Source organism: Paraburkholderia bannensis (genome assembly GCF_014200455.1).
Lineage (GTDB): Bacteria > Pseudomonadota > Gammaproteobacteria > Burkholderiales > Burkholderiaceae > Paraburkholderia > Paraburkholderia bannensis_A.
In genome coordinates, this window is the sequence record NZ_JACHBW010000004.1 from 312,199 (window position 1) to 326,995 (window position 14,797).

Annotated in this window: 11 protein-coding genes; 7 read left to right on the top strand and 4 right to left on the bottom strand. The window is 64.2% G+C overall.

Annotated features, from left to right (window positions below; translation table 11 throughout):
- The first annotated feature begins 115 nt into the window (after positions 1–115).
- Positions 116–2,353, top strand: a complete 2,238-nt coding sequence (locus tag F4827_RS09315; protein ID WP_183723691.1) for a VTT domain-containing protein — start codon at positions 116–118, stop codon at positions 2,351–2,353.
- On the opposite strand, the gene F4827_RS09320 is transcribed toward F4827_RS09315, so the two are convergent.
- Positions 2,350–2,625, bottom strand: coding sequence for a hypothetical protein (locus F4827_RS09320; protein WP_183723692.1), 276 nt, complete (start codon positions 2,623–2,625; stop codon positions 2,350–2,352). The two genes, F4827_RS09315 and F4827_RS09320, sit on opposite strands and share 4 nt — an antisense overlap.
- Before the next feature lie 294 nt (positions 2,626–2,919).
- Here F4827_RS09320 and F4827_RS09325 point away from each other — a divergent pair, with 294 nt between their 5' ends.
- The 4 genes from F4827_RS09325 to F4827_RS09340 all read left to right on the top strand — a co-directional run bounded on the left by F4827_RS09325 (position 2,920) and on the right by F4827_RS09340 (position 6,415).
- Positions 2,920–4,008 carry a Dyp-type peroxidase gene (locus tag F4827_RS09325; protein ID WP_183723693.1) on the top strand — a complete coding sequence of 363 codons (1,089 nt, stop codon included), beginning with the start codon at positions 2,920–2,922 and terminating at the stop codon, positions 4,006–4,008.
- A complete protein-coding gene (locus tag F4827_RS09330) occupies positions 4,001–4,825 on the top strand; it encodes a family 1 encapsulin nanocompartment shell protein (RefSeq protein ID WP_183723694.1) in 825 nt (274 codons plus the stop codon). Before F4827_RS09325 ends, F4827_RS09330 begins: the two co-directional genes overlap by 8 nt.
- A gap of 229 nt (positions 4,826–5,054) precedes the next feature.
- Complete coding sequence (locus tag F4827_RS09335) at positions 5,055–5,852, top strand: DUF2092 domain-containing protein (RefSeq protein WP_311672993.1); 798 nt, start codon at positions 5,055–5,057, stop codon at positions 5,850–5,852.
- Between the two features lie 20 nt (positions 5,853–5,872).
- Entirely contained in the window at positions 5,873–6,415 is a 543-nt protein-coding gene (locus tag F4827_RS09340) for a DUF6515 family protein (protein ID WP_183723696.1), read from the top strand.
- Between the two features lie 110 nt (positions 6,416–6,525).
- Here F4827_RS09340 and F4827_RS09345 read toward each other — a convergent pair whose 3' ends face one another.
- Positions 6,526–8,799 (bottom strand): TonB-dependent siderophore receptor, encoded by a 2,274-nt coding sequence (locus tag F4827_RS09345; protein ID WP_183723697.1) that lies wholly within the window; start codon positions 8,797–8,799, stop codon positions 6,526–6,528.
- Between the two features lie 334 nt (positions 8,800–9,133).
- On the opposite strand from F4827_RS09345, the gene F4827_RS09350 reads away from it, so the two are divergent.
- Positions 9,134–9,454 carry a pyrimidine/purine nucleoside phosphorylase gene (locus F4827_RS09350; protein WP_027816991.1) on the top strand — a complete coding sequence of 107 codons (321 nt, stop codon included), beginning with the start codon at positions 9,134–9,136 and terminating at the stop codon, positions 9,452–9,454.
- Between the two features lie 266 nt (positions 9,455–9,720).
- Here F4827_RS09350 and F4827_RS09355 read toward each other — a convergent pair whose 3' ends face one another.
- Entirely contained in the window at positions 9,721–11,781 is a 2,061-nt protein-coding gene (locus F4827_RS09355; RefSeq protein WP_183723698.1) for a hypothetical protein, read from the bottom strand.
- Between the two features lie 435 nt (positions 11,782–12,216).
- On the opposite strand from F4827_RS09355, the gene F4827_RS09360 reads away from it, so the two are divergent.
- Positions 12,217–13,617: a chloride channel protein gene (locus tag F4827_RS09360; RefSeq protein ID WP_409258779.1), complete on the top strand. Its 1,401-nt coding sequence runs from the start codon at positions 12,217–12,219 to the stop codon at positions 13,615–13,617.
- Positions 13,618–13,633: 16 nt separating this feature from the next.
- Here the strand turns inward: F4827_RS09360 and F4827_RS09365 are convergent, their stop codons facing one another.
- Entirely contained in the window at positions 13,634–14,794 is a 1,161-nt protein-coding gene (locus F4827_RS09365) for an enoyl-CoA hydratase/isomerase family protein (RefSeq protein ID WP_183723700.1), read from the bottom strand.
- Positions 14,795–14,797 lie beyond the last annotated feature (3 nt).

Here is a 14,797-nt window from a genome sequence, read left to right on the forward strand (position 1 = left end):
CCGCGTATGCACAAGGCACGCGCCGCGGGACGCTTTCTTCAGCATCGCTGACGGGAGCCGCGGTTGCCGCCGACACCGCATCGCACGCTCATCGGCGCAGCCGGTTATATTGCGCGTGGTACGACACCACGCCTTCGATATGGAGCACGCCTACGTCCAGTTGCTGCACCTGCTCGCCGATTACCCCGGCTGGACACTCGCGTTCGTGGTGGTAGCGGCGTTCCTCGAATCGCTCGCGCTGGTCGGCACGTTCTTCCCCGGCAGCACCGCCATGTTCATCGCGGGCGCGTTCGCGGGCACCGGCACGCTCAATCTGGGCTGGCTGTTCGTCTGCGCCATCGCGGGCGCGGTGGCGGGCGACGCGCTGAGCTTCTGGCTCGGCCATCGTTACCGCGACCGGATTGCCTGCTTCTGGCCGTTCAGCAAGCATCCCGCCATCCTCGAAAAAGCCCAGGCCTATTTCGTCAGCCACGGCACGCGCAGCGTGATCCTTGCGCGCTTCGTCGCGCCGCTGCGCGCCGTGGTGCCGATCGTCGCGGGCATGGCCGGCATGGCGCCGTGGCGCTTCTTCGTCATGAACGTGATTTCGGCGCTGGTCTGGGCGCCTGCTCACATCCTGCCGGGCGTGGTGTTCGGCGCATCGCTGCAACTGGCGGGCGCGGTGTCGTTCCGGCTGGTGGTGGCGCTTGCCATCATCGCGCTGACGCTGTGGCTGGTCTGGCGCTTCACGCACGTCATGCTGGCGCACCTGGACAGCTGGGCCAGCGCCTCGCGGCGCGGCGTGTCGCGCTGGGCCGCGCAGCACGAAGGCGCGGCGGCGCGCCGTCTGGTGCGCCTGCTCGACCCCAGCCAGCCCGCGCTGGGCGCGGTGCTCGCCATCACGGCGCTGGTGCCGCTTTGCGCCGCGGTGTTCTCCTACGTGCTCGGCAACCTGCTGAGCGGCGATCCGCTCGTGCAGATCGACCAGTCGGTGCGCCAGTTCCTCCTGTCGATCCATACGACCTGGGCGGATACGGTGCTCGCCCACGTCGAAACGCTCGGCAGCAACTACACGCTCGCCGCGCTCGTGCTGACCGTGACCGCCTGGATGGCCGTCGAGCGGCGCTGGCGCACCATCACTTACTGGATGCTCGCGGCGGCGCTGTCGCAGGCGCTCATCCTCGTGCTGCGCTTCGCCATTCACCACGGCTCGCCGGGCGCGGCGCACGTGGGCGCTTACGTGTTCCCGAGCGACCGCGTGGCGTCGATGGTGATCGTCTACGGCTTCACCATGTTCCTGCTGGTGCGGCGCGTGAAGATGATCGAGGCGGCGATCGTGGCGACGGTCGGCAACGGCATCGTCGTGGGCGTGGCTTTCGCGGGGCTGTATTTCGACCGCTTCCTGTTCTCCGACGCCATCGGCGGCGCGGCCTTCGCGTCGATCTGGGTGGCGGCGGTCGTGCTGCTGTCGCTGTGGCGGTATCCCGCGCGCCCTTCCGAGCGCAATGTGATGCCCGCGGTCGTGTTCGCGGTGCTGGCGATCGCCTTCGTGCTGCAGCGCGGCGGGGCCGAGCGGCAAGCCGAACTCGCCTCGCGCGACACGCAGGCGTCCACGGTGGTTGCGCAGATGACGTGGACCGATACGCTCTGGCGCAACCTCGCCTGCTATCGCGTGGACATGAAGGGCGAACGGCGCGAGCCGATGACGCTCCAGTGGGCCGCCAGCGCCGCCGACCTGCGCGCCGCGCTGCATGAAGCAGGCTGGACCGAAGGCGGCCAGTTCACGGCAAAGAGCGTGCTGTCGCTGATCGCGCCGAACGTGGATGCGCTATCGCTGCCGCTGCTGCCCAAGCTCAATAACGGCCTGCCCTCGCCGCTGGTGTTCGCGCGCGTGCACATCCCCGACGACCCCGCGCGGCCAGGCAGCCGCCGCGACGTGCTGCGCTTCTGGCCGACCGGCTATGCGCTGGCCGCTCGCGCGGGCTCGACGGCCGCCGAAGACGCGCGCATCGACTTGGAGGCCGATGCAGTGACGCCCGCGACGCCCGCAACACCCGGCGCGAGCGATGTCAACGAAGCGAAAGATTCAAGCGATGTCAAAGTGGTCGGCCTCGGCAAGCAAAGCATCGCCGCGCCGCTGCCAGGCCCCGAACTCACGCCGATCTGGGTTGGCTCGCTGGTGCACGAGCGCCTGCGGCGCGCGTCCTGGCCGTTCAATGTGCTGACCACCTACGTCGATCGCGACCACCGCACGCCCATCGTGCTCGACGGCAAAAGCGGCGGCCCGCCCGCGGGCTGGCGCGCCATCACGATGCCGGGCAGCGAGGGCTGCGAGGGCCGCGCCGTGATGCTGGTGGTGTCGGGCGGACGTTAGCCTTCCGGCCCGTCGCCCCAACTGCCCGCCGCGTGAAAGTGGTCGATGCGCCGGCGCGCGTCGCTGTAGGCGGCGTCCAGAGCGGCGTCGGGGCCGATGTAATTGCGCATCAGATCGTGAAAGCGCACGCTGCGCCCTTCCAGATGCGCATCCGCGCCATGCCGGCAGATATAGCCGCTGTAGTGGAACAGCGGTTCGGGCGAACGCGGCCCGAACGCCGGAATCGGCAGCACCCAGATTTCGAAGCCTTCGTGCTCGGTGTGATCCCACATGGTGCGTCTCCTCTCGTGTCAGCACTCACCGCTGGTTCCGGAAAAAACAGCCTGCACGGCGACTATGCTCCCACGTCGTGACGCCGGATGGCAAACCGGGCGGCCGCAGCTAGCCCTCTGGCAGCCCTCTGGCAGCCGCGCGTGCGTCGCAACATGGCTCTACGGCTAAGCCGCCCGTTTTTCCGAGTTTGGCTACACTATGCGGCACACGGCCCGCAGGCGGCGCCCGCGCGCCCGCGCGTTGCCTTGCGCGCCACCCACCCGCACCAGACTATTCGAGCGATACCCCACATCATGACGCCGGCCTCAAGCACGCAGGAACCGCAGTCCGTCTCCAGCGCCGTCACGCGCAGCGCCTTTTTCATCGTCGCCACCGTCAACGAAGATGCCACCAGCCGCGCCACCGTGCGCGCCTGGTGCGCCGATGTCGCCAATCTCGTGCGCGCCGTCGGCAAGCGCGTACCCAATGGCAATCTCTCTTGCGTGGTGGGCTTTTCCTCAGACGCTTGGGACGAACTGTTCGGCGGGGCGCGCCCGGCCGGGCTGCATCCGTTCCGCGAATTCGGCACGGGCGAGCGCAAGGCCGTCGCCACGCCCGGCGACCTGCTGATGCACATCCGCGCCGACCAGACCGACCTCTGCTTCGAACTCGCCACGCAACTGATGAAGCGCCTCGAAGGCGCGGTCAAAACCGTCGACGAAGTGCATGGTTTCCGCAACTTCGACATGCGCTCGATGGTCGGTTTCGTCGACGGCACGGAAAACCCGGTGGGCAACGAAGCGGTTCATTTCACCGTGATCCAGGACGAAGACCCCGGCTTCGCGGGCGGCAGCTACGTGCTGGTGCAGAAGTACCTGCACGATATGAAAGGCTGGAACGCGCTGCCCGTGGAGGCGCAGGAACACATCATCGGCCGCACCAAGCTGGACGACATCGAACTCGACGAAGACGTGAAGCCGAGCTGGTCGCATAGCTCGCTCACCACGCTCGACGACGCCCAAGGCAACGAGATCAAGATCCTGCGCGACAACATGCCGTTCGGGCATCCCGGCCAGGGCGAATTCGGCACCTACTTTATCGGCTACGCGCGCGATCCGCAGCCCATCGAGCAGATGCTGGAGAACATGTTCGTCGGCCTGCCGCCGGGCAATTACGACCGCCTGCTGGACTTCAGCCGCGCCGTCACCGGCGGCCTGTTCTTCGTTCCCTCGCAACCGCTGCTCGAAGAACTCGCCGATCGGGCGCCGGGCGCTGCCGCCACCGTCACGGTGGACAGCCAGAATCAGACCCAGGCCGACACTGAATCCGAGCCCGCCGCCGCGCTGTCCGCGGACGGTTCGCTCGCCATCGGATCCCTCAAAGGAGCACCCCGGTATGAATAATCTCCATCGCGAACTCGCGCCGGTTTCCACGGCGGCGTGGTCGCAGATCGAAGAAGAAGTCGCGCGCACCTTCAAACGCTCGCTTGCGGGCCGCCGCGTCGTGGATCTGAAAGGCCCTGGCGGCGCCGATCTGGCCGGCGTGGGCACGGGTCACCAGAACGGCATCGAAGCGCCATTCGACGGCATCCGCGCTCGCCAGCGCGAAGTGAAGGCGCTGGTCGAACTGCGCGTGCCGTTCGAACTCTCGCGCGACGCCATCGACGACGTCGAGCGCGGCGCGCAGGATTCCGACTGGCAACCTGCCAAGGATGCAGCCACGCGTCTGGCCTTCGCCGAAGATCGCGCGATCTTCGACGGCTACAAGGCCGCGCAGATCACCGGCATCCGCGAAGGCACGTCGAACCCCACGCTGCACCTGCCCGCCGATATCGTCGATTACCCGGCCGTGATCGCGCACGCACTGGAACAACTGCGCCTGCAGGGCGTGGACGGTCCGTATGCGGTGCTGCTGGGATCGGACGCCTATACGGCGGTAAGCGAGGCAAGCGATCAGGGTTACCCGATTCTCGAACACATCCGCCGTCTCGTGAACGGCGAGATCATCTGGGCGCCAGCTATCGACGGCGGCGCGATCGTCAGCACGCGCGGCGGCGACTTTGTGTTGCATCTGGGCCAGGATGTGTCGATCGGTTATTCGTCGCATGACGATAAAAGCGTACGGCTCTATCTGCACGAGAGCTTCACGTTCATGATGCTGACCGCCGAGGCTTCGGTTGCCGTCACGGGCGATGTGATCGAAGAAACCAAGGGCAAGTAAGCAGGGTTTAGCACGTCAGGTAACGCGCTTTTAATGCGATGCCGTTCAGTTGAAAGACTGAACGGCATTTTTGCTTTTGAGGTGGGAGAAAGGACCCGGCCTGCAGCGAACCGTCATATGTGAACACGCAGTAAGATCAAAGAGATGTTTCGCGGTACAGATGAATTTATTGAACACTGAAGCTCACTGTTTCGAAATCGGCCGGTGGGCCAATTTGAGGAGAAAAATAGTGACTCACAAATTGACAAAATTCGTGCTTCTGGCCGCAATTACCGGCGCACTCTATGCTTCTGGTGGTGCGGCATCCGCTGCATCGAAGGCAGCCGCCCCCGCTGCCGCACATAAACCCGACGCCGAAGCCATCGATGCGCTGGTAAAAATGAATGCTTATTTGCAAACCGTCAAACAATTCGATCTCGATGTCGATTCGACGACGGACCAAATCATGGTCGATGGTGCGACAACCCAACTGATCCAGCTATCCCACAACACGAAGATGACGGTCAGCCGCCCAGATTCGCTCAAGGCGGATATTGTCGGCGGCGCGCCTGGCGCCAGCCGTCACGCTTACTACGATGGCAAGACCTTCTCGCTCTACACGGAACCGGGCAACTACTACGCGACAGTGCCCGCGCCATCGACGATTCACGAACTGATCGGCGATCTCGAAGACAAATATGGCATTGATCTGCCGCTAAGCGACATCTTCTCGCTGGGCGCGGACCCGGCCGCCTTCTCCAGCGTCATTTCCGCAACCTATATCGGAGACGAGGTGGTCAGCGGCAATACCTGTTCTCACTATGCCTATCATGAAAAGCATCTGGATTGGCAAATCTGGATTCAGAAGGGCGATCAACCGCTGCCCTGCAAGCTGAATATCGTGACGACGTCGGACAAGGAACGGCCGCAATACACGGCGGTGTATCACTGGAATCTGGCAGCTCAGATCACCCCGGCCACATTCAAATTCACGCCTCCTGAAAACGCCCATCCGATCAAGTTCGTGCAAGCCGGCGACGGTAAATAATATTCAATCGAGGGATCACCATGCACTCGAAAAAATTCTTCACGGCAGCGCTCGCGGCGCTGTTGGCCGCAGGCCTTGCCACGACCGCAGGCGCGTTTCAGGTTCGTGGCGGCGCGCAGACCTCGGTGAACAGTGCCAACCGCGAGAGCGCGCGCGAGGCCAATGTCGCGACGCGGCAATCCAACCGCACGGCGCGCGCCAGCGATCGACAGAACACCATGCAGCAAGCGAGCTCGAACCGCGCCAACGCAGCGACGAACATCAGCAGTAATCGTGCGAGTGCCGCAACGAACATCAGCAACAACCGGGCCAACGTCGCCAACAACTACAACGACAGCCACAATAACTGGTACAACGACCATCCGGTTGCAACGGCCGCCGCCGTGACCACCGCGGTAGTCGGCACGGCGGCCGTGGTGGGTTCGATCGTCCATAGCCTGCCGCCCAGTTGTTCGGCCATGACCATCAACGGCGTGACCTACCAGCAATGCGGCTCGACGTATTATCAGCCGCAATATGCGGGGACAACCGTGCAATACGTGGTGGTCAATCCCCCGCATTGAGCAACGCGGGCGTCTGAACGGCAAACGCCGCAAAGCCTGGATGGGTGTCCAGCCTTTGCGGCGCAGTGCACACCAGGCGTTCTCATTGCATTGAACGCCTGTTCAAGCGATCACTGATAGAAGTTCAGCGTCACCATCGCCGAGCGGCCCGGCGCCCAGGTCGCGTAAATCGGATATGCGCTCTGGTAGTACTGCTTGTCGAAGATGTTGTTCACGTTGAGCTGCAGATCGACCTTCTTCGACACGCGCCACGTGGCCGAAGCATCGAAGCGTGCGTAGCCCGGAATCCACTTGCGCGTGGTCGACGATACCGACGCATACGTCAGGCTCGAAATCGTTGCGCCCGCACCCAGCGTGAGCCTGGGCATCACGTCGTAGCTGGTCCACAGCGTGAAGTTGTGCCTGGGCACCATCACCATCGGCAAGCCCGAGTTCTGCGGCGAAGTCGGGCCGGCGTTGGTCGTGATCGCGTCCAGATACGAGTAGCCGCCAAACACGGCCCACTTGTTCGTCACATTGCCCGCGAAGCCGAATTCAAAACCGCGCACGCGTTGCGACCCCGCGTTGATCATGCCGCCCAGACCGTCGTTCACGCGCGCATTGGTCTTGTCGGTCTGAAACAGCGCCGTGGTGAGCGACAGACGTTGATCGAGCACGTCCCACTTCGCGCCCACCTCGATATTGCGCGAGCGCTCCGGCGCGAGATCCTGGTTGGCCGCCGTGATCTGGTCGGTGCCGCCGCCCAGACCCGAGTTCGAACCCGGCGGATTCGACGAGGTGCCGTACGAGGCGTACAGGCTGACCGTGTGAATCGGCTTGAAAACAAGGCCGAACTGATAGCTGAACAGGTTCGACGTATTGCTCAGATCGGCGACGCCCTGCTGCTGCGCGTTCACATCGTAGCGGTCGAAGCGCATGCCCGCGTTGAAGATCCAGCGGTCCGAAAGCTGCACGCTGTCGAACAGATACGCCGATGCGATATTCGTGCGCGTGTGCGTGGCCGGTCCCGGGAAGCTCTTGTCGCCGTTGAGCACAATGCTGCCGGTCCACGGGTTGTTCGGGTTCCAGCTATTCACGCTCGTGCAGTTGTACGCAATCGAGCACGGACCGCCCGAACGGATGTTGTTGCCCGCCGCGTCTCTCACGAGGTAGCCCTCGTAGAGGTCCTGTTCGTGGCTGAATTCCACGCCCGCCGTGACCGTGTGGCGCATGCCGTAAAGATCGAACTTGCCGTTGGCTTCGGTCTGGTTCGAAACGCTGTTGGTCGCGTACTTGCCGCTCTTGGCCTGCAGGCTCAGGATGTTCGACGTGGCGCTGGTGAGCTGCGGATTGGTGGCGATGTAATCGAGCGTCGAGCGGCCGAACATCGTCGTGTTCCTGATCTTCCACGCGTCGTTGATGCGGTGTTCGACCTTGATTTCACCGGTGTCGTTCTGGCCACGGCGATAGTCGCGCGAATTCAGGCCGTAGAACTGGCTGCGATTGCTCGGGATCGGCGTGCCACCCGTCGAACGGAACGGCACGCTGAAGTCCGGCATGTCGTAGGTGTTCAGATGGTAGTAGCTCAGCGTAACCGTGGTCGGCGAATTCAGACCGAACGCAACCGACGGCGCCACGCCCCAGCGCTTGCTGTAGACATTGGTGCGGCCCGCCACATCGGAATCGTGACCCATCACGTTCAGGCGGAACGCGCTGGTGTCGGTCATCTTCTGGTTCCAGTCGATGGTCGCGCGGCGATAGCTGTCCGTACCCAGACCGACACTGCCGTTGATGAAGTTATCGGCGGTCGGCGTTTTGGTGGTGATGTCAATGCTGCCGCCCACCGAGCCGCGCCCCGCGTACACCGAATCCGGGCCTTTGACGACGCTGATGTTCTCCACGTCGAAGGTCTCGCGGTTCTGCACGCCCGAGTCGCGCATGCCGTCGACGAAGATCGAATTGCGCGATTCGAAGCCGCGAATCACCGGACGGTCCGCCGACGGATTCGCCGCCGCATCGCCGCCCAGGAAGGTGATGCCCGGCACCGTGCGCAACGCATCCTCGAAGGTCGAAACGTTCTTCTCCTTGAGCACTTCCTGCGGGATCACCGTGACCGAGCGCGGCGTGTCGATGAGTGGCGAGGTGAATTTGTACGAGGACAGCGATTTGGTCTGCATCTCCGAAGGCGCGGACGAACTTACCTTGACGGCGGGCAGCGTGGCCTCGGCGGCGCCTTGCGAAGCGGCGTTTTGCGTTGCGGCGGCGGTGCTCGACGAGGCCGGCACGGCGGGCGCAGCCTGGGCGTGAGCCACCTGAGCCGCGAACTGCGTGGCGAAGAAACCGGAACAATACAGGGCTGCGACGGACGCGACTGCGCGCATCCGCGTCGGGAAGATGACGGACATGGTTGAGCGGTTTGATCGAAGGCGCACGCCTGTGCGCCGCGGGACGCCACGCGTCCACCACGCCAGGAAATGCTGGGATGTTGTCGTTTTTGCGAATGAGAATGTTTCTCATTCGCTTCAGCAATTGTAATAAAGCGTTAAGAATATGTAAACACTGAATTTGCGCTTTGCATGCTTGAGCTGACAAAATCCCGCTATTCGACGCCGCGTCCCATGCGCGTTCGAAGCGCTCCGCAGGGGCGATGCGCCTTATTGGGCGCTACGCCGCACGCCTTCGGCCCGGTATGATGGCGGGCTCGAATTCCATTCACGAACGACCCAGAGGAAGACTGCCATGACGGCTGCAGCACAATTCGACCAGGTTTCCGTTATCAAACGCGCCAACGTCTACTTCGACGGCAAGTGCGTGTCGCACACCGTGCTGTTCGCCGACGGCAGCCGCAAGACGCTTGGCGTGATCCTGCCCTGCCAGCTGAACTTCGGCACCGACGCGCCCGAACTGATGGAAGTGCAGGCCGGCAAGTGCCGCATCCGTCTGGACGGCAGCGACGAGTGGAAGTCGTATGGCGCAGGCGAGTCGTTCTCGGTGCCGGGCAAGAGCCGCTTCGATATCGAAGTGACCGAAACGCTCGACTACGTTTGCAGCTACCTGTAAGCGTTAGCAGCGAGCGTTAACAGCGAGCGATAAGCTCTGATGTCGCCGATTGCCCGGCGGGGGTTTCGCGTGCGCTGGAGCAGTTGCGCAGGAGAGCTTGACGTTCAGGATGTTGACGGCCAAGGCTTCGGTGGCCGTGACCGGCGAGGCGGCGCAAGGTAAAGCGCCATCGCGGGATTGGCATGACCGCCCCGGCGGCAAGGGGCGCCAGCCATCCCGCGCTTACGCGTGCCTGTTGCGCCTCGGCACGCGTTCAAAACACTCGTTCACTGCGATCCGCGTCCCAGGTTCTGGAATTCGAGGTCGGTGAACGCCAGCATGCCCGAGGCCTTCGGAAGCGCGAGGTCGACTCTCGCCAGGCTCGTCGTATCCACACCCGTGAAAGCGGCGAGCGGAATTGCAACCATGTTGAGCAATTGCATCGGCGCTCCCACGCCTGAAAAAGACACGTCCTGCGGGTCGTCGATCAGCGGCCGCCCGGCGCCCTTCGGCTTGGGTGCGAGATACACCGCATCGCTGAAATCGCTCGCGTTGACGGTGGCCGACGCCCCTTTGGTATCGGTCAAGGTCACCGCCACCTCCTGCCCCATCGGCCGCACCACGGCAATGCGAAAGGTGAGCGAATCGTAACCCGCCGCGGAAGCGCCCTGCAGATACTCACTGATTTTCGCGTTTGGCGCCGACCAGACCAGGCGCGCCGCGTCGGCGATCGACACGTAGCCGCCACCGCCGAATCTGCCCGACGCGCTCAAATGCCCGGCAATGATAAACGCGTCCGGCGAAGCCGGGATGCACGATGGCGAAGACCACGGCGTGGGCGAATAAGGAATCGTGCACGCACTGATCTGGTCGAAGCCCGACAGCACGAGCGCGCCACCCAATGCATTCCCCGCGAGCGCGTTGGCGTACTCGAATCGCTGTAACACCCGCGAACGCGTTGCGTCTTTCTGGACCGAGAGCAGCACACGTTCGTCGCAAGTCTCCGCGCCACCCGGACACGCCGTCGCGGGCAGACGCGCGCTGGTGCTCCAGTAGCCGGCGAACTGAGCTTCGCCGCCCACGAAATAGCGCATGAACGAATTGACGACGAAGGTCGCGACGCGACGCTGATCGTCGGCGGAGAGTCGCGGCGTATCGGCGCGTGTGGGCGAACAATACGTCTGAAAATCGCTGTTCAATTGCTGGCCGCCCCCCGCGACGACGTCGTCCTGCGTCCAGATCGTATTGAAGTAGTTGTGATTCGCTCCGTTGACGACCACCTGAAAGCGCGGCGCTGTATCGTATTGGGTGCCGAAGCGGTTCAGATCGTAGGCGTGCGCGCCATCCATGCTAATAACGTTGCCGTCGCACGTCGCGGCGACCATCGCAACCGGCACATTGCTCACGCCGACGTTCTGGTCGTAATCCGTGGGCGCGAGCAGAATGCCCGCGCGAATGTTGTAGGGCGCGGCCGAGCCGCCCGCCGCGTAGAACATGTTGTACTCCGCCAACGCCGCGTCGAAACCGCTGGCATTCCCGTTCGCACCGTTGCCTGCGGCGGCGACCAGATCGGGCCATGCGCTGTACTTCGCCGGATTCGCGGCAATCCCCGCGATGAATTGCTGCTGCGTCACACCCACGCGCGTGAGGTTGTACTTGATGGCGTACGACACACCTTGCCCGCCGCGCGAATGACCCATGATGCCCACCCGCTCGAAGTCCAGTTTGCCGCGTAGCGCGCTTAGCACGCCGGGGCCGCCGTTGGCGTCGATCTGGCGCAAGCGGTCCAGCGTACCGAGCAGCAATTGCGCGCGCGACTGACTGGACCTGTCGCCTTGCGCGGCGGCGTTGATCGCATTGGCGTCGAGTGACAGCACCACGTAACCTTGCTGCGCCAGATCCTGGGCGAGGTAGTCATAGCCTTGATAATTCGGCACCGCAGGGGTGTGATTGCCATGCAGGAAAAGGATGACCGGATAACGGCCGGCCGGCACATCGGGCGAAGCGCTCGCCACGGGATATCGCAGCCAGCCGTGGATAGGCGTGACATCCGGAGTCGCGTTGACATAGACCGGTTTGCCGTTTTGATCGACCTGCGGAGTGCCGTCCGGATTGAGCGCGCGCTCCTTGTCGCTCGCGCTGCTGGTCACCACCATCCCCAGCTGGTATTCGATCGCCGGTGAAATCGCGTATTTGGGACTCTGCCCCGTTGCCGGCGCGACGCTCATGAAGCGCGCGACCGCGGAATTGGCTGGCACATCGGAGGCAGGTTCGACCGGGGCCGGCGTCGTATTGCCGGAAGGCGTCAGCACATCGGTTCCCGGCACCGGCGTAGCAGAACCTTGCACGGGGGATCCACCGCCGCATGCGCCCAGCGATAGCACAATGCCGACGAGATAGATTGCGCCCAACAATTTAAGATAACTAATCATTTATAAGCCTTCTGAATCGGAAAAATCCTCTCCTGATTGTATGACCTGCTCCCCGTCACCACTTTGCGTTAGCCCAAAGGCTTGGGCAAAGAGCGAGGCGCGATGCCCAACTCTCAGTAATTTCCGTCTGGTTCACGAAAGATCCACAACGCTAGCTGGATCGTATGGCGTCAACCTCTTGCTTATATTCATTCGCCCTGTAAGCCTGATGAAAAACAGACGCCGGATAACATTCGTGCGCCCCGCGAACGGGAATCGCAGCGCGAACCCGTCCGAAAGACGCTGTCGTTACAATTGATGCCGCGCCTATCTTTTCTTCCTCTTCACGCCATACCGCCCGCCGTGCTGCCCATCGATCCTGCTCCGCGCTCTCGCGCCCGCCCCGACACCGAACGCCCGCCCGCACGCAGTCCGCTCGTCACGCTCGCCGTGGTGACCGTGCTCACCGGCATCGGCGCGGGTCTGGGCGGCATGCTGCTCGCGCTGCTGCTGCACGCGATCCAGCACGTCGCCTACGGCTACAGCCAGGCGCACGTGATCAGCAACGAGAGCTTTCTGCAAGGCGTAACGGGCACTGCGCCGTGGCGGCGCGTGGCCGCTCTGGTGGCGTGCGGCTTGATCGGCGGTCTGGGTTGGTGGGCGCTTTATCGCTATGGGCGCAAGCTCGTGAGCATCAGCGCGTCGATCAAGCCAGGCGGCCCGCGTATGCCGATGATCTCGACCATCGTGCATGCGCTGCTGCAGATCGTGACGGTGGCGATGGGTTCGCCGCTCGGGCGCGAAGTCGCCCCGCGCGAGATCGGTGCAGTGGTGGCGAGCTGGCTCGCGCGGCGCACCGGCCTGACGGCGTCCGAGCGTCGCGTGATGATCGCGTGCGGCGCGGGCGCGGGTCTCGCCGCGGTGTACAACGTGCCGCTCGGTGGCGCGGTTTTCGTGCTCGAAGTGCTGCTGGGCACTTTCGGCTGGTCGGCGGCCGTGCCGGCAATCACGACTTCCGCGATTGCGGCGGTGGTCGCATGGATCGGTCTCGGCGACGAGCAGCAGTATCACGTGCCCGCTTACACGATCAATGCGCAGCTCGTGGTGTGGTCGGTGCTATGCGGGCCGCTGTTCGGCGCGGCGGCGCACGCGTTTACGCGCGTGACGAATCGCGCGCGCGAGGCCTCGCCCAAAGACTGGCGCTTGCCGGTTTATTCGCTGCTGAATTTCGCGGCGATTGGCGTGCTGGCGATCTGGTTTCCGCAGCTGCCCGGCAATGGCAAAGGCCCGGCGGGCCTGAGTTTCGACGATAGCCTGGGCATCGGTCTCGCGGCCACGCTGCTGGTGCTGAAGGTGCTCATCACCACGTCCTCGCTGCGCGCCGGCGCCAAGGGCGGTCTGCTCACACCGGGGCTCACGAACGGCGCGCTGCTCGCGATCGTGATTGCGGGCCTCGTCAATCAGGTGTGGCCGGGATTGGCGGCAGGCGCGTTTGCCATCGTGGGCGCGGCGGCGTTCCTGGCGGCGTCGATGCAGATGCCGCTCACCGCTGCGGTTCTGATGCTGGAGTTCACGCACGTGAACCACGATCTGGCGATTCCCATGCTGCTGGCCATCGCCGGATCGGTGGCCACGTTGCGCCTGCTCGCGCGGGCGCAGCGGCCCGCGCGCAGCGTCCGCGGCGCGTCGGCGGCAAGATTATCCGACGACGAACGCCAGCGCCGCCTCGCTGCTCTGCGGGACCCGTCGGCGGCGCGCGAAGCGTCGGACTAAACGACGCCGCACCGACCTATTGGCCGAGGTCCGCGAGCGGGTGCGTCTCGCCGCGCCACGGCGAGCAAAGGAACTGCTGCACGCGCTCGTTGCGTACTTCGGCAAGCGTGCTGGGTGCCCAGCGCGGCTTGCGGTCCTTGTCGATCAAATGCGCGCGCACGCCTTCGCAGAAGTCGCCCTCTTCGATTGCGCGCGCAACGATCCCGAGTTCCATACGAAAGCTTTCCGCGAGCGTCATTTGCCGACCGCGCAGCAGCGCCTCGCGCGTGACTTCGAGCATCGTCGGCGAGTAATGCGTGAGCGCGTCCAGCGTGGCTTCAAGCCAGGCGCGCGCCGCATCGGACGGTTCACGTTCAAGATCGGCGCGCAGCGATGCAACGATCTCGACCACCTGCAGACGTCGGTTGAAATGCTTCGCGATCAGCGCGCCGTGCGCCGCCAGCGCGCCTGGCTTTGCCTCCTGACACGGCGCGTCGAACACGCGGCGCAAGCTATCGCGCACGTTGCCGTCGAAATGCGTCTGTGCGAGCCGCGCTTCATAACCGTCGAGCCATTCGCCCGGCACGCAAAGATCGGCCAGATTGCAGTGGAGCGCATCCGCGCCGTTGAGCAGCGCGCCCGTGAGGCCCACGTATAGCTCGGTCTCCACCGGCATGCTGGCGAGAAAGTGCGTCGCGCCCACATCGGGCAGCAAGCCGATGCGCGTCTCCGGCATGGCGATCTTCGTACGCGAGGTCGCCACGCGTAGCGCCGCCGCCTGACCCAGCCCCATGCCGCCGCCCATCGTCACGCCGTCGAGCAGCGCGACCAGCGGCTTTTCGAAGGTATGCAGCGCATAATCGAGCCGGTATTCATCGACGAAAAACTGCTGCCAGCCTTCGTCGCCCAGACGTTTGCCCGCACGCGCCAGCCGCTCGATCGCACGCACGTCGCCGCCCGCGCAAAAGCCCTTCGGGCCCGCGCCTTCGAGCACCAGCGCGACGATGGCGTCGTCGCGGCGCACGCGTTCGAGCAACACGGCGATCTCGCGCACCATCGCGTGCGACAGGGCATTGAGCGCGGCGGGACGGTTCAGCGTGATGATCGCGACGCGGTTGACCACGCGAAACAGCACATCCGGCTGGGCCTGTTCTGAAGCCTGCACGGACGCGGTTATCGAAGCCGGTATTGCATTCATTGC